This window comes from Erwinia sp. PME.40.26/001 (genome assembly GCF_055556675.1).
On record NZ_JBVHNP010000001.1, the window covers coordinates 1559550 to 1583004 of the forward strand.

Genomic DNA, 23455 nt, shown 5'->3' on the forward strand with positions numbered 1-23455 from the left:
TAACGTTACTAAATCGCACTAAATAGCATAATATTTCATCTGTGCCCCTGAACTCTTCAGGGGCATTTTTGTCTCTGGCCCCGCAGACGCGACACGGAAAGGACGGGCCATCAATGGATGATTTACTATGGAATTCACGCTTAACGGCCAGCACGTCATCCTTGATGATGCGCATTCAGATACCCCCATTCTCTATATCTTACGTAATGACTTTCAGTTAAACGGCCCCAAATATGGCTGTGGCATCGGCGAATGTGGTGCCTGTACCATTCACATCGACGGTATCGCCGCCCGCGCCTGCAGCGTCCCTGCCCATACGGTCGCAGGTAAACGCGTCACCACCCTGGAAGGGCTGGCAGAGGGAGACCGGCTGCACCCGGTGCAGCAGGGGTTTATTGATGAGCAGGCTGCCCAGTGCGGCTACTGCACCAACGGGATGATCATGACGCTGGTCTCCCTGTTCCGGCGACTCCCGCAGGCCTCCGAACAGCAGATTAAAGATGAACTGGCGTTTAACCTGTGCCGGTGTGGCACCCACCTGGAAATTTTGCGTGCGGCCCGGAAGGCGCGCGAGCTCATTGCCGGGGAGAATCAGCCATGAACCTGTTTCATCTCACCCGCCGACGCCTGTTGCAGGCTGGAGGCTTTATCGGCATCAGCACCCTGCTGCCGGGCAGCGCACGGGCAGAAGCCACACCCTCAGCCGTCCCCCCTGGCAACCGGGTAGCAAGCTTTATCGCGCTGTCGGTGGACGGCCAGGTAACCGCCTTTAACGGACATGTTGACCTGGGTACCGGGGTACGGACCTCGCTGGCTCAGTACGTTGCCGATGCTCTGGATGTTCCCTTCAGCGCCGTGACGATGATACTTGGCGATACGGCCCTGACGCCGGATCAGGGCCCGACTATTGCCAGCGCAACCTTACAGGTGTCGGCACGGCCCCTGCGTCAGGCGGCCAGCCAGCTGCGCCTGCAGCTGATGCAGCTCGCGGCGAAGATTATGAGCGTTCCCGTTAGCCAGCTGCGCACCGGATCAGGCTGGGTCATCGACAGTCTGCGGCCGGAACGCCGCCTGGCCTACGGCCAGCTGACACAGGAAAAAGACACACACCTTTCCCTGGACACGACGGTTCCGCTCTACTCTGCACGACGCTACGTCGGCACCTCAGTCGCCCGGGTGGATATTCCGGCCAAGGTAAGCGGTGAGCTGACCTGGATTCACGATCTGCGCGTACCCGGTATGCTGCACGGGCGGGTAGTGCGGCCGCCCTATGGCGGTGCCGACAGCAGCGCCCCGCTGGGAAACAGCCTGATCGCAGTCGATGAAAGTTCGATTGCACACCTGAAGGGCATCGTCCGCGTGGTGGTGGTGAATGACTTTGTTGGGGTGGTTGCCCTGCGTGAGGAGCAGGCGATTGCCGCCATGTACGCCCTGAAAGTCAGCTGGAAACCCTGGGCCGGACTGCCGGCGCTGGGCCTGGATCAGCTGTATGACACGCTGGCTGAGTGCGAAAAACATCCGCGCGTGCTGCGTGACGATCAGGGTACGGATGCCGCGCTGAAAAAGCGCCATATCACGGTGGATGCTGACTACGTCTGGCCTTATCAGCTGCACGCCTCCATCGGGCCTTCCTGCGCCGTGGCCGATATCCGCGACGGCCAGGCCAGGATCTGGTCAGGTACGCAGAACCCGCACGATCTACGGCAGGATATCGCGCTGCTGCTGGGGATGGAGGCGACGGCCGTCGATGTGAAGCGTATGGAAGCCTCCGGCTGCTATGGCCGAAACTGCGCGGATGATGTCGCTGCCGACGCGGCGCTACTGTCCAGAGCCACGGGGCAGCCCGTGCGCGTCCAGCTGATGCGCGAACAGGAGGCGGCCTGGGAGCCGAAAGGCACCGGCCAGCTCATCCGCGTCAGGGGGGGACTGGATCGTATGATGAACATCTCCTGCTATACACTCCGCACCTGCTATCCCTCTAATAATGCCCCTACCCTGCCGCTGATCCTGACGGGGAAAGTGGCTAATCAGCCGGTGGTGCAGTCCATGGGGGATCGCACCGCCATTCCGCTGTACCGCTTCCCGCATATGCGCATGATCTGTGAGGATGCCGCCCCACTGGTGCGCGCATCCTGGATGCGCGGCGTCTCTGCCCTGCCGAATGTCTTCGCCCATGAAAGCTGGGTAGATGAAGTTGCCTGGCATGCCGGACGCGATCCGATCGATCTGCGCCTGGATTACCTGGACGACTCACGGGCAATCACCCTGATTAACCATCTGAAAAAAATGGCTCAATGGCAGAGCGGCCCTCCGCATCACCAGCCGCAGAAAAAAGGGGACTGGCTGTGCGGACGCGGTTTTGCCTGGGCACGCTACATCCACAGCCAGTTCCCGGGTTTTGGTGCCGCCTGGGCAGGCTGGGTGTGTGATTTAAGCGTTAACCGTCTGACCGGCGAAATCAGGCTGGATAAGATTTACGTCTGCCACGACTGCGGGGAGATGGTCAATCCGGCCGGGGTCCGCCATCAGGTACACGGCAATGTCATTCAGTGCGCCAGCCGGGTGCTGAAAGAGTTTGTTACCTTTGACGCCAGCGGCACCACCTCTCTTGAGTGGGGCAGCTATCCGCTACTGCGTTTTGATGAGCTGCCGGAGGTGGAGATTGCCCTGCTCGACTACCCGGAAGAGCCCGCCATGGGGGCCGGTGAGTCCACCTCCGTGCCTGGCGCAGCGGCCATTGCCAATGCGCTGTTTGATGCCACCGGCATCCGCTTCCGCGCGCCGCCGTTTACACCGGATCGCGTCCTGCGCGCTTTACAGGGAGGTAAAGTATGACCCTAAGAAACCAGTGGCTACGCGTTTCAGGGACTGTTGTGCTGGCGGTTGTCGTCATCGCGGCCCTGTTCAGCCTGCAGCCAGAGATCGCCCCCATCGACCCGCCGCAAACGACACACTTTTCAGCGGCCAGCATCGCCCGGGGTAAAACGCTGGCGGCACTGGGCGATTGCAGCGCCTGCCACACGCGGGCGGGCGGCGCGCCCAACAGCGGAGGGCTGGCAATGGACACGCCCTTTGGTACCATCTATACCAGCAATATAACCCCGGATGTCGACAACGGAATTGGCCGATGGTCTTATCCGGCATTTTTACGAGCCATGCGCTACGGCATCGACCGCCGGGGGAATTATCTCTATCCGGCCTTTCCTTACACCGCTTTCACTCATACCAGTAATGAAGACCTGCAGGATCTCTATGCCTTCCTGATGAGCCAGCCTGCCGTCAGCGACCGCGTACCGGAGACCCGGCTGACCTTTCCTTTTAATATCCGCCAGGGCATGGCGGCATGGAACTGGCTGTTTCTGCACCCGGGCGAACGCGCCCCTGACCCGCAGCATGATGCCGTGTGGAACCGGGGAGCCTATCTGGCGGAAGGGCTGGGCCACTGCAGCGCCTGCCATTCGCCGCGCAATCTGGCCGCCGCTGAAAAACAGGGAGATGCCTTCCTCAGCGGCGGGATCGCTGAGGGGTGGGTCGCTCCCGCCCTGAACGCACGCTCACCCGCGCCGGTGAACTGGAACGAAGCCCAGTTTCAGCACTATTTCCGCAGCGGGTTCTCTCCTGAGCACGGGGTCGCGGCTGGCCCGATGGGGCCGGTGATCGGGTCCGGACTGGCACATCAGTCGGAGGACGATCTGCGGGCGCTGGCGCACTGGCTGATGAGCTTCCAGGCACCCGCTGCCGGTCAGGCCGCCACGTTGATTTCAGACGCCGAGCAGCGGGGATTCCAACAGAACTCTGCCGGAGCGCGTCAGTACGCCGGTTCCTGCATGGCCTGCCACTCGCAGCAGAAAGGCCCGCATCTGTCCGGCGTACGGCCGTCGCTGGTGCTCAACAGTAATCTGTATACTGACTCACCGGAAAACCTGATCCGTATCGTGCTGGACGGCATTGACCACCCGGCAACCCAGGACCTGGGTACCATGCCCGGCTTTCGCCACCAGCTGAGCGACCGGCAGATTGCCACGCTGTTGAACTGGATGCGGACCGATCTCGCCGGTCAGACGCCGTGGAACGAACTCGAGCAGAAGGTGGCCGAAATCCGCCAGCAGCCGCAGGGAGCAGAATAAATGGGCGTCGGCGTGTTAGTCATGGCGGCCGGTCACAGCCGCCGCTACCGGGAGCAGAACGGGCAGCATAAGCTGCTGGTCAGGCATCCGGCGTGCTGCAATCTGCCGCTGCTGGCACACAGCCTGCAGTTAGCAACGGCGGCGTGCGGTAAGCGGGTGAATGTGCTGCTGCGTCCTGAAGATGGCCAGTTGATCGAGATTGCGCAACGCTACCGCTGCAGCACGACCCTGCTGGAAAGCCGCTGCCTCGGGGACTCGATTGCTGCCGGCGTGGCGGCCTGCCCACACTGGTCCGGGTGGCTGGTGATGCTGGCGGATATGCCCTGGCTGCAGCTGAGTACGGTCAGGCGGGTCTGTCAGGCTCTGGCCTTTGCCGATATTGTCCGCCCCCTGTGGCAGCAGCAGCCCGGTCATCCGGTCGGCTTCAGTGCGGACGTCTGTGATGCCCTGCTCACCCTGAAAGGCGAGGATGGCGCACGCCGGCTTCTCCAGGGCGCGCCACCTTTGCTGTTGAAGGTGAACGATCCCGGCTGCGTTCGCGACGTCGATGTTCCTGACGACTGGATGCAGAAAACATGACGGTGGACTCGCTGGATATCACAGTGCTGGAAAGCGCGCGCCGGTGGCTGGACAGACAACAGCCTCTGTGGCTGTGTACCGTACTGCAAACCTGGGGATCGGCCCCGCGTGCGCCCGGTTCACTGCTGGCGGTCAGTGAGGACGGAAGCCTGTGCGGATCGCTCTCCGGCGGCTGCATTGAGCAGGATTTTTTGCAGCGAGTGACTGCAGGTCAGTACCGCCAGCCCAGCCAGCAGGTGCGCTATGGTACGGGTGGCCTGACGCCGGATATTGCCCTGCCCTGCGGCGGCAGTCTGACGGTATTGATTGAATACCTGCCACCTTCGGCCGACAGCGTAGCGTACCTGACACAGATGTTACGGGCGTTGCGCGGTGAACTGATACTGGAAAAGCAGGTGGTCAACGGACAACCTGCCCGTCTGAGGCCCGCCGGTACGCCAGCGCTGCCTGCCGCAGACGGCGTCAGCCTGACGCTGGCGGCCACCGCCTCCCTGCTGATTGCCGGACTGTCACCGGTGGCCGATTACTGCATTCATTTTGCGCGTATGCTGGGTTTTCCTGTGGTGGTCTGCGAACACCGCGAATCCTACCTTGCGGACTTTGCCGGGCATCCTGAGCGCTATGCCGGGGTGGCGCTGGTTCGCCGCTTTCCCGCGCGCCATCTGGAACTGAACGGTTGCCCTGCCCACACGGCGGTGCTCAGTCTGACACACGATGCGCGGATAGACGATCTGACACTGGCGGAAGCCTGTCAGACCCCGGCCTTTTATATCGGGGCGCTCGGCTCCCGGCGCAACAGTGAGCGCAGACGGATACGACTGGCCGAAATGGGAGAGGTGACGCCGCAGCAGCTGGCGCGGATCAGCGCTCCGGTCGGCATGGCCATCGGCAGTAAAACGCCGCCGGAGATTGCGCTGGCGATTGTGGCGGATATTGTGCGGGTAAAAAATGGCCTCTGAGCGCCGGCAGGCCTGCGCTCAGACCGCCATCTACTGCGCCTGCAGAAAAAGTTTGTCCCACATGGAGGTGACCAGCACCTGGTCACGCGGCGAGAGTTCCCCGGCCTGAATCGCTTTCTCCAGGCTTTCCTGTACCTGAACCTGCAGCGCTTCCGGCGTATGCTCACCGGCCAGTTCGATCTGGGCCACGGCCAGGGTCAGGTGGCCGCGCAGATAGCCGCCGGCAAACAGTTCGTCGTCGCTGGCATGCTCGACCATGTCATCAATCAGGCCCAGAATACGCGCCTCAAATTCATCGATCATAAAAACCTCTGTCATCTATACGCTCCCCGTTCAGCTCAGATCTTCCGGCCACGGAAACTGGGCTGACGTCAGCGGTGGAGTGGAATAAAACGCGCGAAGTTCAGCGATCAGACGCGCCGGACGGTCGGGGATACCTTTTTCAAGATACGCCATCACCTGGGCATGGACCCTGCGCTGAAACGCAATGCGATCGGGTTCACAATCACCTTCCAGATTGTCACAACTGACATTGAACGGAAAGCCCGCCGCCACGCTGAATAACCACTCCAGCGCCTGCGGCTTCACCTCGACGGACTCAAACTGCCCCTGGGTTTGCGCATCGCGCCCGTCCGGACAGTACCAGTAGCCAAAATCCACACGTTTGCGGCGTTCGGCCCCGGCGATACACCAGTGGGAGATTTCATGCATTCCACTGGCGTAGAACCCGTGCGCAAACACCACCCGGTTCCACGGTGACGTGTCATCCGCAGGAAGATAGATCGGTTCATCATCGCCTTTAATCAGGCGGGTCTGAAAATCATTCATAAAACAGCGATCGAAGATATCGATCAGGTCCTGATAGTGGTGTTGCTGGCTCATAGCTGTCTGTCGTCAAAGTAAAAAACGCGCAATTTTGACATTTTGTCAGGCAGGTTTCGAGAACTATTACTGTTTTCGCCCGAGAAAGCCGCCGGTCTGCCAGCGCGCGCCTGACGCCAACCGGGGCCGCAGACGGACAGGAACCCCTGGCCTTGTTCCGGCCAGATTACGCCGGACATCAAGTTTTTCATTTTCGCGCCGATAGACCAGTGTTAAACCGGGCGTCCGGTTTGACGATTTTATCCCTGAATGAGCCGAAAAATCAGTTCATTCACCCGGAGCCACCGCACACTATTTCACAGTAAAACCTGATTAGATCAGTTTACCAGACGCCACAACTGACACGAAAGCCGTGTTAACCACCCGATGCCCCTTTCAGGCGAATGCCCATGAAGCAAAAATCGACAATAAAAAGAATAATTCAACACCGGGAGGCGAGCGGGCTGGTCAGACAGCCAATGATTGCCATGCTTTTTTTGCTGGGCACATTATTCATTCTCGCTATTATTGCGCTGTTTTTTATCGCCGGCAGGCAGAATGCGCACGAAGATGAGCATTTCCGTTTACTAATGGGTAAGGCCATTGAAAACCGTCAGGAAATCATGCATTCGCACACCCTCGACAACGCTGACTGGGGAGAGGCTTATGAAAACCTGCATCTGACCATCAATACCGAATGGGCGTGGGACAATCAGAACCTCGGCGCGTCGCTGTACCAGACCTTCCATTATGAGGGGATTTTTGTCATCTCCCCGGACGGACAGACCCGATACAGCGTCATTAACGGACAGCTGCATTTGCAGCTGGTTGAAAGCTGGCTGGGAACAGATCCGGTCCCCCACCTGAAGGCGATGCTTGCCACTGGCGGAGAGAAAGCCGTGTCGACCCTGGTGGTATCAGAAGGCCAGGTCACTCTGCTGAGTGCCGCCTGGATTTCACCCGGAGGGGACAGCAGCGTGATCAGCGACAGTGGCCCACGGTCGTTAATGATCTTTGCCGACCGTCTCACGCCTGAAAAGGTGAATAAAATGGCCCTTGAGTACGGCATCCGTGGCGCACATATTCTCAGCCCGCAGGTGCCCACCGATCCGGCCGCCAGCAACCGACTGATCCTGCCCGCGGCCGGTGGGCCGGTCAGCATAGCGTGGCAGAGCGATAATCCTGGCGAAGCCCTGTTAACGGGTCTTCTTCCTGCACTGGTATTACTGATGCTGGCCACCCTGTTCATCGCCTTTGTGCTGATGAAGAATGCGCTGCGCAAGGCACGGATGAGCGATGAAGCGCGTTTCCTGCTGGAGCAGAGCCAGCAGGCACTACACAGCAGCGAATGCCGGTTCAGAGACGTGGCCGAAACCACCACGGACTGGATTTGGGAGGCGGATGAAAACCTACGCTTTACCTGGATTTCCGAACGTTTTCCGGCCATCACCGGTTATCACATCTCTGACTGGATGGGGCGTCCGGCGAGCGAATTTTTACTTAACGACAGCAATGCTGTGGCGCACCTGGCCGACCTTTGCCAGTCCGGTGGCCGCATCACTCTGCCCAACAGCCGTTATCTTTCAGCGCAGCAGCATCAGCGCTACTGCAATATGATCGTCAAGCGCGTGTTACTGCCCGGCGGGAAAACCGGTTTCCGCGGTACCGCTACGGACGTGACCCAGGAAGTGAAAGCGCAGGAGCGGGTGCGCTATCTGTCGCATTTTGACGACCTCACCGGCCTGCCCAACCGCGTGCAGATGAAGGAGTTCCTTGAGGGGAAACTCAATTCTGAACCCACCGGGGGCGGTCAGCTCGCCATCATCATGGTCGACCTGGACAGGTTTAAACCCGTCAACGATGTCTACGGGCACAGCGCAGGCGATACGGTGCTGCATGAGGTCTCCTCCCGCCTGCGCCGCTGTCTGCAAGCGTCCGGCATGGTGACCCGTCACGGCGGGGATGAGTTTATTATTATTCTGCCCGAGGTGAAGCACAACGACGATATCGAACAGCTGTGTCGTCAGATCATTCAGGACATTAACGCCCCCTTCCTGGTGGGCGGCAGTGAAATCTTTATCGGGGCCAGTCTGGGCATTGCGCTTGCCCCCCAGGATGCGCGTGCCGCCGGAGACCTGCTGCGCTATGCCGACATTGCGCTGTATAAAGCCAAAAATGAGGGGCGCAACCAGTGGGCCTTCTTCCAGCGCGATATGGGCGAAAAGATTGTTCAGCGCCGCGAGATGGAGCAGGAGCTGCGCGAAGGTATCCGCAGCGGTCAGCTCCGCCTGGTTTACCAGCCGCGTTACAGCACTAAATCCTGCCGCATCACCGGGGTCGAGGCACTGGTCAGGTGGCAGCACCCGCATCATGGCCTGCTGATGCCCGATCAGTTTATCCCGCTGGCAGAAGAAACCGGGCTGATTTACGCGCTCAGCGACTGGGTACTGGAGACGGCCTGCGCTGAAACCCGCTGCCATCTGCCGGGATTATCCGTGTCGGTCAACCTTTCCGCCGGGGAGTTCCAGGATAAAGGCCTGTACAACAGAATCAAAGAGGCGCTGGAAAAAACAGGCCTGGAAAGTTCGCGACTGGAAATCGAAGTCACCGAAAACGTCACGCTGCAGGACCCGGTTAAAACCCAGCAGATTATGCTGAAGATCAAAGCGCTGGGGGTGAAGTTTCTGATTGATGATTTCGGAACGGGCTTCTCCTCCCTGAGCTATCTGCGGACGTTTCCTTTTGACGGTATCAAACTTGATAAGTCCTTTATTTTTCCGATGGAAGACTCCGCGCGCGCGCGCCAGATTGTGGAAAATATGGTGGGCCTTGGCAAGGCCTACGCGCTGGACGTGACCGCTGAGGGCGTTGAAACCCAGTCCCAGCTGGAGCAGTTAACGCTGTTGCAGTGTGACAGCCTGCAGGGCTATTTCATTGGCCAGCCGGTGGCCATTGAGCGGCTGAAAGACTCAGCGTTCTGGCGGAGCTGACGCCAGCGCCTGCTGGCGAAATGCCAGCGGTGCCAGGCCGTAATGCTCTTTGAACAGACGTGAAAAATGAAATGGCGAGACAAACCCGCACTGCTCGGCGATCAGCGCCACCGGCAGCGCACTGCGCGTCAGCAGGCGTTCCGCATGGCGCAGGCGCACGTCACGCAGGTAACGCGCGGGCGTCTGACGCAGGTGCCGCCGGAACAGGGCAATCAGATGGTTCACTGAGCAGTGGGCGCGTGCGGCAATATCCTCCAGCGCCAGCGGGTGCTGATAGCGCAGCGCAATATAGCGGCAGGCTTCACGTACCCCTTTGGGCATGGTATTCCGCCCCTCATCGCGCGGCGGAATACCGCGTGAAGCGTAGTAATAGAGCAGGGTTTCGGCCAGCGAGATCAGCGCAAGCGGGGCCCCTCCCGGCTGTGAGGTCAGACTGATACCCAGCTCCATCAGCTGCTCGACCTGATGATCGAAAGCAATGACAGGCGGCAGTTGTGCCAGTTCAAGATTAAAATTCTCCGGCAGTGCGGCAAAATCCAGCTGGCACCAGATATGTTCGCTGGGGATAAGCGGGTCGAAACGAAACAGCTCACGCTGCCCCGGCAGCAGCAGCGCCAGAGCACCGGGCAGGAGCGGCAGGGAGTGCTGCGCCGTCTCAATGGTGACGCTACCACTCAGCAGGGCGATAAACTGGATCCCGCGCTGTATGCGTGGCCCGTAAACGTCCCCTGCCCCGTAGCGCGACAGACCGAAGTACCCCTCAATGACGGGCACCGTCAGTGTGATATCAGACATTTTTTTCAGCACTCTGGTCATGTACCCCCCGCCCCCGTACAGGCTATCTTTTCTCCACTCTTCAGCCGGATAGCGGCTAATGCAACACCGGACTGCGCGCAGAGCGCGATTATGCGACGCACTTCAAACTTTGATTTCAGACAGGAGAAAATTATGGCCAATGCCAACGTGCGTCTGGGCGTCAGTCCGCTCGCCTGGACCAACGACGTGCTGGAAGATCTGGGGGATGATGTCAGCGCATTACAGTGTATGCAGGAGGCGGCCGCCGCAGGCTATCAGGGGATTGAGCTGGGCCGTAAGTTTCCCCGCGAACCGTCGCAACTCACGCCACTGCTACAGGAAACCGGCCTGTCGCTGGCCTCCGGCTGGTTTTCCGGCACCCTGGCAGACATCAGCGTCCAGCAGGAACTGCATAACGTTGCCGCCCACGCCCGCCTGCTGCAGGCGCTGGGCTGTTCGGTGATGGTATACGGCGAGTGCGGCGGGATGCCGGGCGAAACGCCGCTGGATCTCGGCCTCTCTCACTCCCCCGGACTCAGCGGGATTGACGTCGATGCCTACGCGCGGCGTATCAGCCAGTTTGCCTCGGCGCTGCATCAGGAATATGGCCTGACGCTGGCCTACCACCATCATCTGATGATGCTGGTTGAGCACCAGGATGAGATTGAACGTTTCTTTACCGCCACGACAGATGACGTCGGTATGTTACTGGATACCGGACACGCCGTGGCCGCAGGCTGCGATCTGCGGGCGCTGATCCGGCAGTTCGGCAGCCGCATCTGCCATATCCATCTGAAAGATATTCGCCCTGCGCGGCTGGATCAGGTGTTTGCACAGGATGAGAGTTTTAATCAGGGGGTACGCGGCGGCATGTTCACCGTCCCCGGCGACGGCAGCATCGATTATCAGCCCGTAGTGGACTTTGTCAGCCACGGCGGCTATCGCGGCTGGCTGATCGTCGAAGCCGAGCAGGACCCACGGCAAGCGCCGCCGGTGCCCACCGTCACCCGCGCTTTACATCACATCAACGCTCTTTTTTCGCTGTAGGAGAATTGCCATGTCTGACACTCTGAATATTGGCCTGATCGGCTCCGGCTTTATGGGCCAGGCCCATGCTGACGCCATTCGCCGTGCCGCCCTGCTCTATCCGGACCTGCCGAAAACGCCAGTGCTTTACGCCATCGCCGACCAGAACCAGGCACTGGCTGAGCAGGCGGCAACGCGCTTCGGTGCGCTGCACGCTTACGGCGACTGGCGCGAGATGTTACAGGATCCGAATATTGACGTGATTGACATCACCTCTCCCAATCATCTTCATCACCCGATGGCGCTGGCCGCGATTGCCGCCGGGAAACACGTGTACTGCGAAAAACCGCTGGCGGTAACCGAGCCTCAGGCGCGCGAAATGGCTCAGGCAGCACAGCGGGCCGGCGTCAAAACCATGGTGGCCTTTAACAACATCAAAACCCCGGCCGCACAGCTGGCAAAGCAGCTGATTGAACGTGGTGAAATCGGCACACCGGTGCGCTTTCGCGGCACGTTCGACCAGGGTTTTTATAACGACCCGGAGCTTCCCTGGTCGTGGCGCTGCTCAAAGGCACTGGCAGGTTCCGGCTCGCTGGGGGATCTGGGAGCGCATACCCTGTCAGTGGCGCAGTATCTGATGGGCGGCGTGTCTGAGGTCTGCGCCAGCGGGCAGACGCATCTGAAAACCCGGCCAGTGCCGGGCGTGGACAGCGGCTACGCCAGCAAGGTGGAAGCCAATGCTGAACGCCGTGAGGTGGAAAATGACGATCAGATGCAGTGTCTGATGAGCTTTACCAGCGGTGCCGCCGGGGTTATTGAATCATCCCGCATTGCCGCCGGACGAATTTTTGGCGTCTACTGGGAAGTTTCCGGGACGGAAGGCACGCTGTATATGGACGGTGAACGTTTCAATGAACTGCAGGTGTTTCGTTTTAACGACGATAAGCGCGATCGTGGTTTCAAAACCCTGTATGCCGGCAGTCAGATCCCCTCCTACTCGGCGTTTTTTGGCTTTGATTTTGGCGGCGGCGGGCTGGGTTATTTCGATGTCAAAGTGCTGGAGGTGCATGACCTGGTGCAGGGCATCTGCCGGGACGACGACTGTTATCCAAACTTCAACTTTGGCTGGGAGAATCAGCGCATCCTGCAGGCAATTGAGGATTCGATGGAGCAGCGCCGCTGGATCGCTGTGGGTAGAGGTTAACCCGCGCAGGGGCGAACAGTAACAGATTCGCCCCTTATAGCTGATGCAACCACGCGGCGATGTCCGCGCCGTGGCTGTCGTACAGCAGTTTGGCGCTCATCACCGCCGAGACGATGACAATCATCGGGCGGATCAGCGTCTGTCCGCGGGTCAGCACCATACGTGCCCCCAGCCGGGCACCGCATACCTGACCGGCCAGCATCACCAGGCCCACCAGCCACACCACTTTCCCGCCCAGCATAAACAGCAGCAGGCCACCGAGGTTAGAGGTGAAGTTCAGTACTTTGGCGTGGGCGGTGGATTTGGCCAGGTTATAGCCGCACAGGGTGACAAACGCCAGCGCGTAAAATGAGCCGGCACCGGGACCAAAGAATCCGTCATAGAAGCCGACGCAGCCCCCGGCCACCAGCGCAAACGGCAGTCCGTGCAGGCGGCGCTGGCGATCCTCTTCGCCAATCTTCGGCATCAGCAGAAAATAGAGGCCAATCGCGATCACCAGCAGCGGCAGCAGCTGCCGCAAAATATCGCCCTTGACGTGCTGAACCAGCAGCGCGCCACTGATCGAACCTAAAAAGGTCAGCGCGATGTTCAGCTTTTGTTCGCGCAGATCCACCGCCTTACGGCGGATAAAGTACAGGCTGGCCGAAAACGATCCTCCTACGGACTGCAGCTTGTTGGTCGCCAGCGCCTGCGCGGGTGAAAGCCCGGCCGCCAGCAGCGCAGGCACGGTCAGTAAGCCGCCGCCGCCCGCAATAGCATCAATAAACCCTGCCAGTAAGGCCACCAGAAACAGTACGCCAAGCAGCCACGGAGCCACGTTTACCCATTCCATTTTTTCTCAGCGCCTTACAGTCGGTGGTTATCCAGCAGAGCCTGGCAGGATGGCGGTAACGGCGGTGGCTCACGCTTCACCGGCGGTGTACTGCCCGGTTTAGGCGGGGCGAACCAGCTTTGCAGCTCGGCACCGCAGCCATCGCCCGGCGGCGGGATGGGCTGATCCTGACACTCCAGGCTACCCGCCGGGCAGCGCAGACGCACGTGCATGTGCGCACGGTGCTGGAACCACGGCCGCACTTTACGTAACCAGTCACGGTCGGCTCCGGCATCGGCACACAGCTGCTTTTTGATCGCCGGGTTAACGAAGATGCGTGTCACATCATCATCTTTCGCGGCCAGCTTGATCAGGCTGTCGATTTCCGGCTGCCAGTGGCGGGCCACCACGTTTTTACCGTCGGCGGCCACCAGGTCGAGCGGCTGAGGCTTCAGCAGCATCTGCTGTGTCCAGCGCTGCTTCGGTAGCTGAAGCCAGATATCGACGTCCAGACCGGACTGATGGCTGGCGTGACCGCTGCTGAAGCGCCCGCCTGCCGCCATGCCCATATCCCCGACCAGCACCTCCCCCAGCCCCAGCTGACGGGTGCGGGTACTGAGGCGCTGAATAAAGGCGATCAGATCAGGGTGACCATAGTAGCGACGCTGATCGGTACGCATGACCTGGTAACCGGAGGCTTCCAGCGGCAGCGGCTGCGCGCCGATAATGCAGCCGTTAGAAAAGGCTCCGATGGACTGTGGCACGCCGGCTACCGGCTGTTGAATGGTCTGCCACGGCGTGGCGGCCTGACCGGTCGTAGAGAGCAGCAGCGCACACAGCGCCATCAGCGTTTTTTTCATCATTTACCAGCGCGGATAAGAGGTTTCTACATCAGCATTCTGCGCGCGGTGGCGCAGCAGGTGATCCATCAGCACAATCGCCATCATCGCTTCGGCAATCGGCACCGCACGGATGCCCACGCACGGATCGTGACGGCCTTTAGTGATCATCTCGACTTCTTCACCGCTGCGGGTCAGCGTTTTCCCCGGTACGGTGATACTGGAAGTCGGTTTCATCGCCAGGTTAGCGATAATGCACTGACCGCTGCTGATACCGCCCAGAATACCGCCAGCGTGGTTGCTCTGGAAACCGCTGGCACGGATTTCATCCCGGTGTTCACTGCCGCGCTGGCCGACCACGGCAAAGCCGTCGCCAATTTCGATACCTTTCACCGCATTGATGCTCATCAGCGCGTGCGCCAGGTCAGCGTCCAGACGGTCAAAGACCGGTTCACCCAGGCCCGCCGGAACGTTTTCTGCCATTACGGTCACTTTGGCACCGATGGAGTCCCCCTCTTTTTTCAGGGCACGCATCAGTTCGTCCAGGGCTTCAATTTTGTCCGGGTCCGGGCAGAAGAACGGGTTCAGTTCAACCTGATCCCAGTCTTTCAGTTCGCAGGCAACGTCGCCAATCTGTGCCAGATAGCCGCGCACGATAATGCCGTGCTTCATCTCCAGGTACTTTTTGGCAATCGCCCCGGCCGCCACGCGCATTGCCGTTTCACGCGCAGAAGAACGTCCGCCGCCGCGATAGTCGCGGAAGCCGTATTTCTGATCGTAGGTGTAGTCCGCATGGCCCGGACGATAGAGATCTTTGATCGTGCCGTAATCCTGCGAGCGCTGATCGGTGTTCTCAATCAGCAGGCCGATACTGGTGCCGGTGGTTTTCCCTTCAAACACCCCGGACAGAATTTTCACCTGGTCCGGCTCGCGGCGCTGGGTGGTGTAGCGTGAAGTGCCAGGACGGCGGCGATCGAGATCGTGCTGCAAATCAGCTTCGGTCAGCGGGATGCCCGGCGGCACGCCATCGACGATGCAGCCCAGAGCGATGCCGTGCGATTCGCCAAACGTTGTGACCCGAAAAACTTGTCCAATGGTATTACCCGCCATGACTTACTTCCTCGCTAAAAGTGATCATCAGTCTTTATAAATTTTAAAATGATGCTGTGCGTCGATAATTTGCTGTTTAGTCAGCATAAACACGCCATCCCCGCCTTTATCAAACTCCAGCCAGGTGAAAGGCACATCCGGGTACTGGTCGATCATATGCACCATGCTGTTACCCACTTCGCAAATCAGCACGCCCTGGTCGCTGAGATAGTCCGGGGCACAGGCCAGAATACGGCGCACCAGCTTCAGGCCATCGCTGCCTGCGGCAAGACCCAGCTCCGGCTCGTGGCGGTATTCATTAGGCAGGTCGTCCATATCATCCGCGTCCACATACGGCGGATTCGTCACAATCAGATCGTACTGGGTCTTTGGCAGCTCGCGGAACAGGTCAGCGCGGATCGGCGTCACATGGTGGTCAAGACCGTGTGCGCCAATGTTCTGCTCGGTCACCGCCAGCGCGTCGGTAGAGATGTCAACGGCATCCACTTCCGCATCCGGGAAGGCATAGGCACAGGCGATGGCGATACAGCCGCTGCCGGTACACATATCGAGGATGTGCTGGGGATCCTGACTGATGATACCGTCAAAGTGGCTGTTAATCAGCTCACCAATCGGTGAACGCGGCACCAGCACACGCTCATCCACATAAAATTCGTGCCCGCAGAACCAGGCTTTATTGGTGAGGTAGGCCACCGGGATCCGTTCATTAATGCGGCGGATCACGCGCTCAACAATACGGTGGCGCTCGCTGGAGGTCAGGCGCGCGTTGCGCATATCTTCCGGAATATCCAGCGGCAGATAGAGCGTAGGGAGCACCAGCTGAACGGCTTCGTCCCAGGGATTGTCGGTGCCGTGGCCATACCAGATATCAGCGGCAGAAAAGCGGCTGACCGACCAGCGCAACATATCCTGAATAGTGTGCAGCTCATTGACTGCTTCATCGACGAAAATTTTGTCCAAAGTGCCCTCCGCAGGCCGTTCTGTTAAACCCGGGCGCTAGTTTGCCACGAAGCTTGAGATAATTCAGCGCGGGGGGGTGAAAAAGCTGAGATTTGTTTCAGCCGCAGGCGCGGAAAAGGTAGACTGACGGCAGAAAACGCATGTTATGGCCCTTTAACTGGTGTCATGGCCCTCACCTAACGCATAGCGATCGCAGAGAATGAGTAAAAAAGAGAATCTGAATGCAGAAGACCTGGCGCTGTTTCGCGGGCTGATGGCCGGCACGCGTAAGCTGGCCCAGGACACCATTGTCCACAAGCCGCTGCGTAAAAAAACAGACCATGTGCCGCAGAAGCGCCTGCTGTCAGAGCAGATGGATAACAGCCACTATTTTTCAGATGAATTTCAGCCGCTGCTGGCCAGTGAAGGTGCGGTGCGTTATGTACGTGCGGATGTTGACCACTATGAGCTGAAGAAGCTGCGTCGCGGGGATTACAGCCCGGAAATTTTTCTCGACCTGCACGGGCTGACGCAGAAACAGGCCAAAGAAGAGCTGGGCGCGCTGATTGCCGCCTGTCGCCGTGAGCATATCTTTTGCGCCAGCGTGATGCACGGCCACGGCAAACATGTTCTTAAACAGCAAACGCCGCTGTGGCTGGCCCAGCACCCCATGGTGATGGCCTTTCATCAGGCGCCAAAGCTGTTTGGTGGGGATGCAGCACTGCTGGTGCTGATTGAAATCGAAGAGTGGCTGCCGCCAGAACTGATGTTGCCGTAGGGGCGGACCGGTTGATCCGGTCCGCCGCCGTCGATCATATCGCCCTGGCGAGTTTGGCAGGGGAAACCTGCCACTCCAGCTTGCCAGTGGCGTTCTCCGCATCAAACTCAATGCACGCAATGGCGGAGGTCGCAAACATCGGTGGCGCTTCCTGCGGGCAGAGTTCAGCCACCAGATAGCCCACCAGCGGCAGGTGAGAGATCACCAGCGCCGACCTGGCTCCTTCGTTCGCCAGCACCTGCAGATAGCAGGCTACCAGCCCCGGATCGCCTCCCGGCGTCAGCTCCGGCAGCACATCTTCGCCTTCGGGCAGGGGCAACGCCTCACGAACCGTGTTCAGCGTTTGCCGCGCACGCAGATACGGGCTGACCAGTACCCGCTCAATATCCACCGACTGGCCGTTAAGCCAGTTCGCCATCTGACGAGTCTCATCACAGCCGCAGTGGGTCAGAGGTCTGACAGAATCACTGGCTGCATCTAATGCCGCATCGCCGTGACGCATAATGAAAACTTGCATATAGCACCGCTGTTGTTAAACAAAAACGCCGGGGGACAACGCCATCCGACTCTTCATCCAGAGAATGAACGGTGTGTTGTACCCCAATGCCTTGAGTATAGTCAACCGATTGTTTACTTAGTGAGCGCCCCGCAGAATGCCCCACAAAAGCGCATTCACTGCCCCGCCAGACTAACCCGCTGAATCAGTGCGACTATTCAGCTTCACTTCCGTTTTACAGAAAGATTCCCCCGCTTCAGCCATTTTTATCAGCCGCTCACAGGGCGTAAAACGTGTCCCGTGACGCTGCGCAAGCAGGGTTAACTGGTTCACCACCTCGCGAATGCCCAGCTGATCCATATAGCGGAATGGCCCGCCAAGAAACGGCGGGAAGCCGATGCCGAATACCGCCCCGATATCCCCGTCACGTACGCTGGCAATCACCTGCTCATCCAGCGTACGGGCCGCTTCATTCAGCAGCATCATCACACAGCGCTGAGCGATATTCTGTGCGCTGAGATGGTGTTTCTCACTGAGCTTCAGCAGCCGGTATACGGAGTTATCTACCTGCTTTCTGCGCCCTTTCTGCGGATAAAGGTAAAAACCCCGGCCATTTTTTCTTCCCTTGCGGTCATCTTTCAGAACGGCATCCAGCGCGGCAGGAAGTGCAAAGCGATCGCCCCAGGCCTGTTGCAGCACGGGCATAATATGCGCGCCGACATCAATGCCGACCTCATCCAGCAGCTGCACCGGCCCTACCGGGAAACCAAACCCGACCAGCGCCTGATCAATAGAGTCGATCGGCTCCCCTTCCAGCAGACAGTGCATGGCTTCAATCATATACGGAGCCAGAATGCGGTTGACGTAAAAACCCGCCCGGTCAGACACCACAATTGGCGTTTTCCCCTGTTTTTTCGCCAGGGCGACGGCGGTAGCGATGGTCACAGGCGCGGTGCCGGCATGGGGGATCACCTCCACCAGCGGCATTTTCTCCGGCGGGCTGAAGTAGTGCAGGCCAATAATATTCTCCGGCCGCTGCGCGTCCGCTGCAATTGCGGCAATCGGCAGCGAAGAGGTGTTTGACGCAAACAGCGTCTCCGGCGAGCAGTGCGCTTCGATTTCTGCCACCATCTTCTGCTTCAGTGCCAGATCTTCAAATACCGCTTCAATCACCATATCGCGCTGACGGAAGCCCTGATAATCGGTGCCGCCGCTGATCAGCGCCATCTGCTGCTGACGCTCTGCGGCGCTCAGATGCCGCCGCTTCACCTGCCGGGTCAGTACCTGCCAGCTGGCTTTCAGCGCAGCGTTAATGCCGTCCGGGCTGATATCCTTGATCCTGACCGGCAGTCCGGCGCGGGTGGCAGTCACGCAGGCAATACCACCGCCCATCAGGCCACCGCCCAGCACACCGATCCGGTTTAGCACGCGCGGCGTTGCGCTGGCACCAGGGTCTTTTTTCAGCGCTGTAGTAGCAAAAAACAGGCTGCGCAGGGCCGCTGACTGCGGTGTCATGGCCAGTTCACCAAAAGCCTTTGCTTCGGCGGCATAACCGCTGCCGCTGCCCTGCTCCAACCCGCAGCGCACCACGCTGAGAATTTTTTCCGTCGCCGGATAGTTACCGTGCGTTTTGGCCTGCGTCTGACGTCTGGCGAGCGCAAACAGGATCGCCCTGCCCGCCGGACCGTTTAACAGACGCTCCCGCAGCGGGAGGGCTTGTGTCGCGCTACGCGGTTTCAGCGCCAGGCGGGCAGCGGTTTCCAGCAGGATACTGTGCGGTACGGCGTCATCCACCAGTCCGCAACGCCGTGCCGCCCGCGCACGCAGGGTTTTCCCGGTCAGGATCATATCCAGCGCGGTGGAGGCCCCGATCAGGCGCGGCAGACGCTGCGTGCCCCCGGAACCGGGCAGCAGCCCCAGCTGGACCTCGGGCAGGCCCAGTCGGGTTTTATCATCCAGGGTACAGACCCGGCGATGACAGGCAAGCGCCAGCTCCAGCCCGCCGCCCAGACAGGCCCCGTGTATCGCCGCCACCACCGTAACCGGCAGTGCGGCGATCTCAGCCATCACCGCCTGACCGGCTTCCGCCAGCGCACTCGCCTGCTGTGCCGTGGTACAGGCCGCAATCATGCTGATATCGGCTCCGGCAATGAAGGAATCCGGCTTGCCCGAGATAATCACCAGCCCGGCGAGCTGCGGGTTGGCCCGCGCCTGTTGAAGCACCTCGCGGAGTTGTCCGGCGAATGCTGCCTTCAGCGTATTCATCTTTTCATCCGGAACGTCAATGGTGATCACCCCGACGTTATCCAGACGCATCGTCAGCGTAAATGCAGTGGGTAAATCCATTATTCTGCCTCCAGAACCATTGCCGCACCCAGGCCACCGGCCGCACAGGCCGTGACCAGCCCCAGTCCGCCGCCGCGACGCCGCAGCTCATTCAGCGTCTGCGTGATCATCCGCGCTCCGGTGGCGGCAAACGGGTGTCCGTAGGCGATAGATCCGCCCAATACGTTGAAGATCTCCTGATTCACCTCACCCAGCGCGTGGGGCCGGTTGAGCACCTCACGGGCAAAGCGCTCGTCGGCGAACATCTTCAGGTTCGCCAGCGTTTGTGCCGCAAAAGCCTCATGCATGTCGATCAGCGAAAGGTCAGCCAGGGTGACACCGGCGCGCTCGAGCGCCAGCGGTGTGGCATAAGCCGGGCCCAGCAGCATATCCCGCCGCACGTCAATCGCGCTGAAGGCGTAGCTGCGCAGGTAGCCCATGGGCACCAGGCCCAGCTCACGCGCGCGGGATTCCGTCATCAGCACCACTGCCGCAGCGCCATCGGTCAGCGGGGTGCTGTTGGCCGCCGTGACGCTGCCGTGCTGACGGTCGAATGCCGGACGCAGGCGGGCATAGTCTTCAGGCCGTGATTCGGTACGCACACTGTTATCCTGCAGGAAAGGCTGCTTCCACGGCGGGACACAGGCCGTCATCACCTCATCCTGCAGCAGGCCACGCTGCCAGGCGCTGGCTGCGCGCTGGTGGGAGCGGTGTGCCAGCGCATCCTGCTCCTCACGGGTGATGCCATGATCTTTGGCCATCTGTTCGGCGGTGTCGCCCATACGCAGCCCGGTCGAATACTCCGCCACGGCCGGGGGCACCGGCAGCAGGTCACGCGGCCGGAGCTGGCTGAAAAGTTTGAGTTTCTGCGGCAGGGTCCGGGCCTTGTTCAGGTCGACCAGCATCCGCGCCAGCGTTTTGCTGACGCCAATTGGCAGCACGGAAGAGGAGTCTGCCCCGCCAGCCATTCCGGCGCTAATCGTCCCCGCCAGCAGGCTTTCGGTGACGTTAGCCACTGCCTGAAAGCTGGTGGCGCAGGCACGGCTGACGCTGTAGGCATCGGTATGCACGCTGAGACCGCTGGCCAGCACAATTTCCCGGGCGATATTAGGCGCTTCCGGCATCTGTACCACCTGTCCAAACACCAGCTGTTCAATCACCTCTGCGGGGATCTCGCTGCGGGCCAGCAGTTCGCTGACCACCATCCGGCCTAGCTCCAGGGCGGGGATGCCGTGAAAGGCGGTGGCCTGACGGGCAAAGGGCGTACGCAGCCCGTGGGTGATCGCGATGCGATCCCCCTGACGTGTCAGCAATGGGAATGCTTTACTCATTATTCTCACCTTTCTGCCCGCATCACATCACATTACAGCTGCACTGGCGGCAATGGGGGTGAATGAAGGCCTGTCTTTAGAACGACGGCATCACTGCCAAGAGGTCTGACCTGATCAGTGTTAACCAGAATAACGGTGGGCGCTACGGCAGGAAGATAAAAATGCGAGAAGAAACACGATTCTGGTGGAGGGGCACACCCTCCACCAGGAGATTAGCGCAGGCCGAGCTGGAAAATCATGGTTTCAGCCTGGCAGCTGAAGAGAAAATCACAGTCAAGCTGGACCCCCTGCGGAGTCTCACTGAAGCGGCTGTCGATCTGACAGGGCTCAGAGGCCACGGCAGCGGCTTTTTCACTGAGCGTGCGCAGCGCCGCTTCTGCCTCATCACGGCTGTTAAAGGTGTGGCTGTAGCTGGCAGTACAGTCGGTATTGTCCAGCACGGTACCCACGTCAACACAGCAACAGGCTGCGGTTTCGCTGGCATTACAGCGGTTAATCGCGTCAGTCATACATCCTCCGGCTTGCCGCTGTCTGTCTGGCGGCAGATTAATTGAGACTGTCGTCAGTTTACGCCCGACACTATTTCAGCTCCAGTCATCCCCTGAAAACAGGGTGTTGAGTGATGAAAATCACACTATTAATTGATCCGAAACAAGTCACACTGAATGAGGTAAAAAAGGAATGTAAGGTTTTTGTTAGCCAGATCTCTTTTCCGTGAACAATTTAGAAATATTTGAAAAACATTATTGCAACACATACACAGGTCAGACCTATACTTGCGCCACTGGTCTGATTTGTTCGTTGTCTGTCAGTCACTAGAATCCGCGATCCCTTGTTACGTCTAGTAACAGAGCTTAATTATAAAATCAGATAATGAGGTTGTGGTTATGAACCATAAAAACCTGTTTGCTAAGTCTGCACTCGCAGCAGCAGTGGCGCTTGTTTCTTCTAATGCTTTCTCAGCTGGCTTTCAACTGAACGAATTCTCTACCATTGGTCTGGGTCGTGCTTATGCAGGCGAAGGGGCGATGGGTGATTCTGCGGCATCAGCCAGCCGTAACCCGGCAACCATGGCATTAATGGACCGTCCGATGTTTTCTATTGGCGCGGTATTTATTGACCCGGATGTTAATATTCAGGGGCAGTCTGGCGCAGGCAATAGTCTGAATGCCGATAATATTGCTCCGACCCAGTGGGTGCCGAATATTCATTATGTGCAGCCGCTGAATGACCAGTGGTGGATCGGCGCATCGGCCACCAGCAATTACGGTCTCGCAACTGAGTTTAATGACGGCTATGCCGGTGGTCCGTTTGCCGGTAAAACCGACCTGCTGACGATGAACCTGAACCTCAGCACTGCCTACCGCCTTAACCAGCATTTCAGCTTTGGTGTGGGCTTTGATGCAGTCTACGCCCGGGCTAAAATTGAACGTACCATCGGCGAACTGGGTTCGTTCCTGCCGGCAGCAGGCTTGCCTGCGGCCCCTGCCGATACCCAGATTGCCCACCTGAAAGGCGATGAATGGGGCTACGGTTGGAACGCCGGCGTGCTGTATGAAGTGGATGATAATAACCGCTTCGGTCTGACCTACCGCTCTGAAGTGAAGATTGATTTTGACGGTGACTACCGCAGTGATATTCCGGTCGCCTTTAACCCTATCGGCAGCCAGTTCGGGTTGCCTACCGGCACCAGCGGCAGCACCATTCCGGGCTCGCTGTCGCTGAACCTGCCTGAAATGTGGGAAATTTCCGGTTACCACAAAGTGGCACCGCAGTGGGCCGTTCACTACAGCATGGCCTATACCAGCTGGAGCCAGTTCCAGGAATTAAAAGCCACCGGCAGCAATGGTCAGGAGCTGTTCTATAAAGACGAAAGCTTCCACGATGCTTATCGTATTGCCCTCGGTACCAGCTATTATTACGACGATAACTGGACCTTCCGCACCGGTATTGCCTTTGATGACAGCCCGGTACCGTCAGATAAACGTTCTATTTCCATTCCCGATCAGGATCGTTTATGGCTGAGTGCCGGTACGTCGTATGCCTTTAATAAAGACGCGTCAGTGGATTTAGGCGTTTCCTATATGCACGGTAAAAAAGTCACCGTCAAGGAAGGGAATGACCCGATTGCTACCGCCCAGAATGGACAGGCAACGCCTTATACCTTTAGCTCCAGCGGTAAAGCCTGGCTGTACGGTGCCAGTTTCAACTATAAATTCTGAGACGGCTCTTCAGAGTTAAAGCAAAAAAAAACCCCACGCCTGTGGGGTTTTTTATTAACAGAG

21 protein-coding genes are annotated in these 23455 nt (G+C 59.2%); 10 read left to right on the forward strand and 11 right to left on the reverse strand.

Translation table 11 applies throughout. The annotated features are described in order from the left end of the window. Positions 1 to 127 precede the first annotated feature (127 nt). From ACZ3HG_RS07345 to ACZ3HG_RS07365, 5 genes are read left to right on the forward strand one after another with little or no spacing between them, the layout of a single operon-like run. A complete protein-coding gene (locus ACZ3HG_RS07345; RefSeq protein WP_191933046.1) occupies positions 128 to 601 on the forward strand; it encodes a (2Fe-2S)-binding protein in 474 nt (157 codons plus the stop codon). Next, entirely contained in the window at positions 598 to 2835 is a 2238-nt protein-coding gene (locus tag ACZ3HG_RS07350; protein ID WP_465332496.1) for a xanthine dehydrogenase family protein molybdopterin-binding subunit, read from the forward strand. Before ACZ3HG_RS07345 ends, ACZ3HG_RS07350 begins: the two co-directional genes overlap by 4 nt. After that, positions 2832 to 4127 (forward strand): c-type cytochrome, encoded by a 1296-nt coding sequence (locus tag ACZ3HG_RS07355; protein ID WP_465332498.1) that lies wholly within the window; start codon positions 2832 to 2834, stop codon positions 4125 to 4127. Before ACZ3HG_RS07350 ends, ACZ3HG_RS07355 begins: the two co-directional genes overlap by 4 nt. Further along, on the forward strand, positions 4128 to 4706 hold the full coding sequence (locus ACZ3HG_RS07360) for a nucleotidyltransferase family protein (protein ID WP_465332500.1): 579 nt from the start codon (positions 4128 to 4130) through the stop codon (positions 4704 to 4706). It abuts the gene before it with no gap. Continuing rightward, the gene (locus tag ACZ3HG_RS07365) at positions 4703 to 5665 is read left to right on the forward strand and encodes an XdhC family protein (RefSeq protein WP_194710586.1); all 963 of its coding nucleotides are present in this window, start codon (positions 4703 to 4705) and stop codon (positions 5663 to 5665) included. Before ACZ3HG_RS07360 ends, ACZ3HG_RS07365 begins: the two co-directional genes overlap by 4 nt. Before the next feature lie 30 nt (positions 5666 to 5695). On the opposite strand, the gene ACZ3HG_RS07370 is transcribed toward ACZ3HG_RS07365, so the two are convergent. Together ACZ3HG_RS07370 and ACZ3HG_RS07375 are read right to left on the reverse strand one after the other, a co-directional pair. Then, on the reverse strand, positions 5696 to 5968 hold the full coding sequence (locus ACZ3HG_RS07370) for a YfcL family protein (RefSeq protein WP_191933050.1): 273 nt from the start codon (positions 5966 to 5968) through the stop codon (positions 5696 to 5698). Positions 5969 to 5998: 30 nt separating this feature from the next. Then, the gene (locus ACZ3HG_RS07375) at positions 5999 to 6547 is read right to left on the reverse strand and encodes an elongation factor P hydroxylase (RefSeq protein ID WP_465332502.1); all 549 of its coding nucleotides are present in this window, start codon (positions 6545 to 6547) and stop codon (positions 5999 to 6001) included. Between the two features lie 389 nt (positions 6548 to 6936). Between ACZ3HG_RS07375 and ACZ3HG_RS07380 the strand changes: the two genes are divergently transcribed. Then, the gene (locus tag ACZ3HG_RS07380; protein WP_465332504.1) at positions 6937 to 9516 is read left to right on the forward strand and encodes a bifunctional diguanylate cyclase/phosphodiesterase; all 2580 of its coding nucleotides are present in this window, start codon (positions 6937 to 6939) and stop codon (positions 9514 to 9516) included. On the opposite strand, the gene ACZ3HG_RS07385 is transcribed toward ACZ3HG_RS07380, so the two are convergent. Further along, positions 9496 to 10311, reverse strand: coding sequence for a helix-turn-helix domain-containing protein (locus ACZ3HG_RS07385; protein WP_465332506.1), 816 nt, complete (start codon positions 10309 to 10311; stop codon positions 9496 to 9498). The genes ACZ3HG_RS07380 and ACZ3HG_RS07385 overlap by 21 nt on opposite strands. A 153-nt stretch (positions 10312 to 10464) precedes the next feature. On the opposite strand from ACZ3HG_RS07385, the gene iolE reads away from it, so the two are divergent. Then, on the forward strand, positions 10465 to 11358 hold the full coding sequence (gene iolE, locus ACZ3HG_RS07390) for a myo-inosose-2 dehydratase (RefSeq protein ID WP_465332508.1): 894 nt from the start codon (positions 10465 to 10467) through the stop codon (positions 11356 to 11358). Between the two features lie 10 nt (positions 11359 to 11368). Further along, a complete protein-coding gene (locus ACZ3HG_RS07395; protein ID WP_465332510.1) occupies positions 11369 to 12541 on the forward strand; it encodes a Gfo/Idh/MocA family protein in 1173 nt (390 codons plus the stop codon). A 34-nt stretch (positions 12542 to 12575) separates the two neighbouring features. On the opposite strand, the gene ACZ3HG_RS07400 is transcribed toward ACZ3HG_RS07395, so the two are convergent. Genes ACZ3HG_RS07400 through prmB form a run of 4 tightly spaced genes read right to left on the reverse strand, consistent with a single transcriptional unit; the run spans position 12576 to position 16261 of the window. Further along, positions 12576 to 13373, reverse strand: a complete 798-nt coding sequence (locus tag ACZ3HG_RS07400; RefSeq protein WP_191933055.1) for a sulfite exporter TauE/SafE family protein — start codon at positions 13371 to 13373, stop codon at positions 12576 to 12578. 14 nt (positions 13374 to 13387) lie between these two features. Continuing rightward, positions 13388 to 14212, reverse strand: a complete 825-nt coding sequence (gene mepA / locus ACZ3HG_RS07405) for a penicillin-insensitive murein endopeptidase (protein ID WP_465332594.1) — start codon at positions 14210 to 14212, stop codon at positions 13388 to 13390. A 3-nt stretch (positions 14213 to 14215) separates the two neighbouring features. After that, positions 14216 to 15301 (reverse strand): chorismate synthase, encoded by a 1086-nt coding sequence (gene aroC / locus ACZ3HG_RS07410; RefSeq protein WP_062743018.1) that lies wholly within the window; start codon positions 15299 to 15301, stop codon positions 14216 to 14218. A 27-nt stretch (positions 15302 to 15328) separates the two neighbouring features. Beyond that, positions 15329 to 16261 (reverse strand): 50S ribosomal protein L3 N(5)-glutamine methyltransferase, encoded by a 933-nt coding sequence (prmB, locus tag ACZ3HG_RS07415; RefSeq protein WP_465332513.1) that lies wholly within the window; start codon positions 16259 to 16261, stop codon positions 15329 to 15331. Positions 16262 to 16460: 199 nt separating this feature from the next. Here prmB and smrB point away from each other — a divergent pair, with 199 nt between their 5' ends. Then, positions 16461 to 17018, forward strand: coding sequence for an endonuclease SmrB (gene smrB / locus ACZ3HG_RS07420; RefSeq protein ID WP_191933057.1), 558 nt, complete (start codon positions 16461 to 16463; stop codon positions 17016 to 17018). 34 nt (positions 17019 to 17052) lie between these two features. Here the strand turns inward: smrB and sixA are convergent, their stop codons facing one another. The 4 genes from sixA to ACZ3HG_RS07440 all read right to left on the reverse strand — a co-directional run bounded on the left by sixA (position 17053) and on the right by ACZ3HG_RS07440 (position 21679). Then, positions 17053 to 17535 carry a phosphohistidine phosphatase SixA gene (gene sixA / locus ACZ3HG_RS07425; protein WP_191933058.1) on the reverse strand — a complete coding sequence of 161 codons (483 nt, stop codon included), beginning with the start codon at positions 17533 to 17535 and terminating at the stop codon, positions 17053 to 17055. Between the two features lie 171 nt (positions 17536 to 17706). Beyond that, positions 17707 to 19860 (reverse strand): fatty acid oxidation complex subunit alpha FadJ, encoded by a 2154-nt coding sequence (gene fadJ, locus ACZ3HG_RS07430; protein WP_465332516.1) that lies wholly within the window; start codon positions 19858 to 19860, stop codon positions 17707 to 17709. After that, positions 19860 to 21170, reverse strand: coding sequence for an acetyl-CoA C-acyltransferase FadI (fadI, locus tag ACZ3HG_RS07435; RefSeq protein WP_465332518.1), 1311 nt, complete (start codon positions 21168 to 21170; stop codon positions 19860 to 19862). Before fadI ends, fadJ begins: the two co-directional genes overlap by 1 nt. 212 nt (positions 21171 to 21382) lie before the next feature. After that, positions 21383 to 21679, reverse strand: a complete 297-nt coding sequence (locus tag ACZ3HG_RS07440; RefSeq protein WP_191936666.1) for a YfcZ/YiiS family protein — start codon at positions 21677 to 21679, stop codon at positions 21383 to 21385. A gap of 378 nt (positions 21680 to 22057) precedes the next feature. Here ACZ3HG_RS07440 and fadL point away from each other — a divergent pair, with 378 nt between their 5' ends. Beyond that, positions 22058 to 23392: a long-chain fatty acid transporter FadL gene (gene fadL, locus ACZ3HG_RS07445; protein ID WP_191933062.1), complete on the forward strand. Its 1335-nt coding sequence runs from the start codon at positions 22058 to 22060 to the stop codon at positions 23390 to 23392. Positions 23393 to 23455 lie beyond the last annotated feature (63 nt).

Excerpts from the sequence above, each read along its gene's own strand:
- ACZ3HG_RS07380 (WP_465332504.1), top strand. The coding sequence starts at position 6,937 with ATGAAGCAAAAATCGACAATAAAAAGAATAATTCAACACCGGGAGGCG.
- ACZ3HG_RS07385 (WP_465332506.1), bottom strand. The coding sequence starts at position 10,311 with ATGTCTGATATCACACTGACGGTGCCCGTCATTGAGGGGTACTTCGGT.
- iolE (WP_465332508.1), top strand. The coding sequence starts at position 10,465 with ATGGCCAATGCCAACGTGCGTCTGGGCGTCAGTCCGCTCGCCTGGACC.
- ACZ3HG_RS07440 (WP_191936666.1), bottom strand. The coding sequence starts at position 21,679 with ATGACTGACGCGATTAACCGCTGTAATGCCAGCGAAACCGCAGCCTGT.
- ACZ3HG_RS07345 (WP_191933046.1), top strand. The coding sequence starts at position 128 with ATGGAATTCACGCTTAACGGCCAGCACGTCATCCTTGATGATGCGCAT.
- ACZ3HG_RS07365 (WP_194710586.1), top strand. The coding sequence starts at position 4,703 with ATGACGGTGGACTCGCTGGATATCACAGTGCTGGAAAGCGCGCGCCGG.
- fadJ (WP_465332516.1), bottom strand. The coding sequence starts at position 19,860 with ATGGATTTACCCACTGCATTTACGCTGACGATGCGTCTGGATAACGTC.
- fadI (WP_465332518.1), bottom strand. The coding sequence starts at position 21,170 with ATGAGTAAAGCATTCCCATTGCTGACACGTCAGGGGGATCGCATCGCG.
- ACZ3HG_RS07395 (WP_465332510.1), top strand. The coding sequence starts at position 11,369 with ATGTCTGACACTCTGAATATTGGCCTGATCGGCTCCGGCTTTATGGGC.
- aroC (WP_062743018.1), bottom strand. The coding sequence starts at position 15,301 with ATGGCGGGTAATACCATTGGACAAGTTTTTCGGGTCACAACGTTTGGC.
- smrB (WP_191933057.1), top strand. The coding sequence starts at position 16,461 with ATGAGTAAAAAAGAGAATCTGAATGCAGAAGACCTGGCGCTGTTTCGC.
- sixA (WP_191933058.1), bottom strand. The coding sequence starts at position 17,535 with ATGCAAGTTTTCATTATGCGTCACGGCGATGCGGCATTAGATGCAGCC.
- ACZ3HG_RS07370 (WP_191933050.1), bottom strand. The coding sequence starts at position 5,968 with ATGATCGATGAATTTGAGGCGCGTATTCTGGGCCTGATTGATGACATG.
- ACZ3HG_RS07350 (WP_465332496.1), top strand. The coding sequence starts at position 598 with ATGAACCTGTTTCATCTCACCCGCCGACGCCTGTTGCAGGCTGGAGGC.
- ACZ3HG_RS07400 (WP_191933055.1), bottom strand. The coding sequence starts at position 13,373 with ATGGAATGGGTAAACGTGGCTCCGTGGCTGCTTGGCGTACTGTTTCTG.
- ACZ3HG_RS07375 (WP_465332502.1), bottom strand. The coding sequence starts at position 6,547 with ATGAGCCAGCAACACCACTATCAGGACCTGATCGATATCTTCGATCGC.
- ACZ3HG_RS07360 (WP_465332500.1), top strand. The coding sequence starts at position 4,128 with ATGGGCGTCGGCGTGTTAGTCATGGCGGCCGGTCACAGCCGCCGCTAC.
- ACZ3HG_RS07355 (WP_465332498.1), top strand. The coding sequence starts at position 2,832 with ATGACCCTAAGAAACCAGTGGCTACGCGTTTCAGGGACTGTTGTGCTG.
- fadL (WP_191933062.1), top strand. The coding sequence starts at position 22,058 with ATGAACCATAAAAACCTGTTTGCTAAGTCTGCACTCGCAGCAGCAGTG.
- mepA (WP_465332594.1), bottom strand. The coding sequence starts at position 14,212 with ATGAAAAAAACGCTGATGGCGCTGTGTGCGCTGCTGCTCTCTACGACC.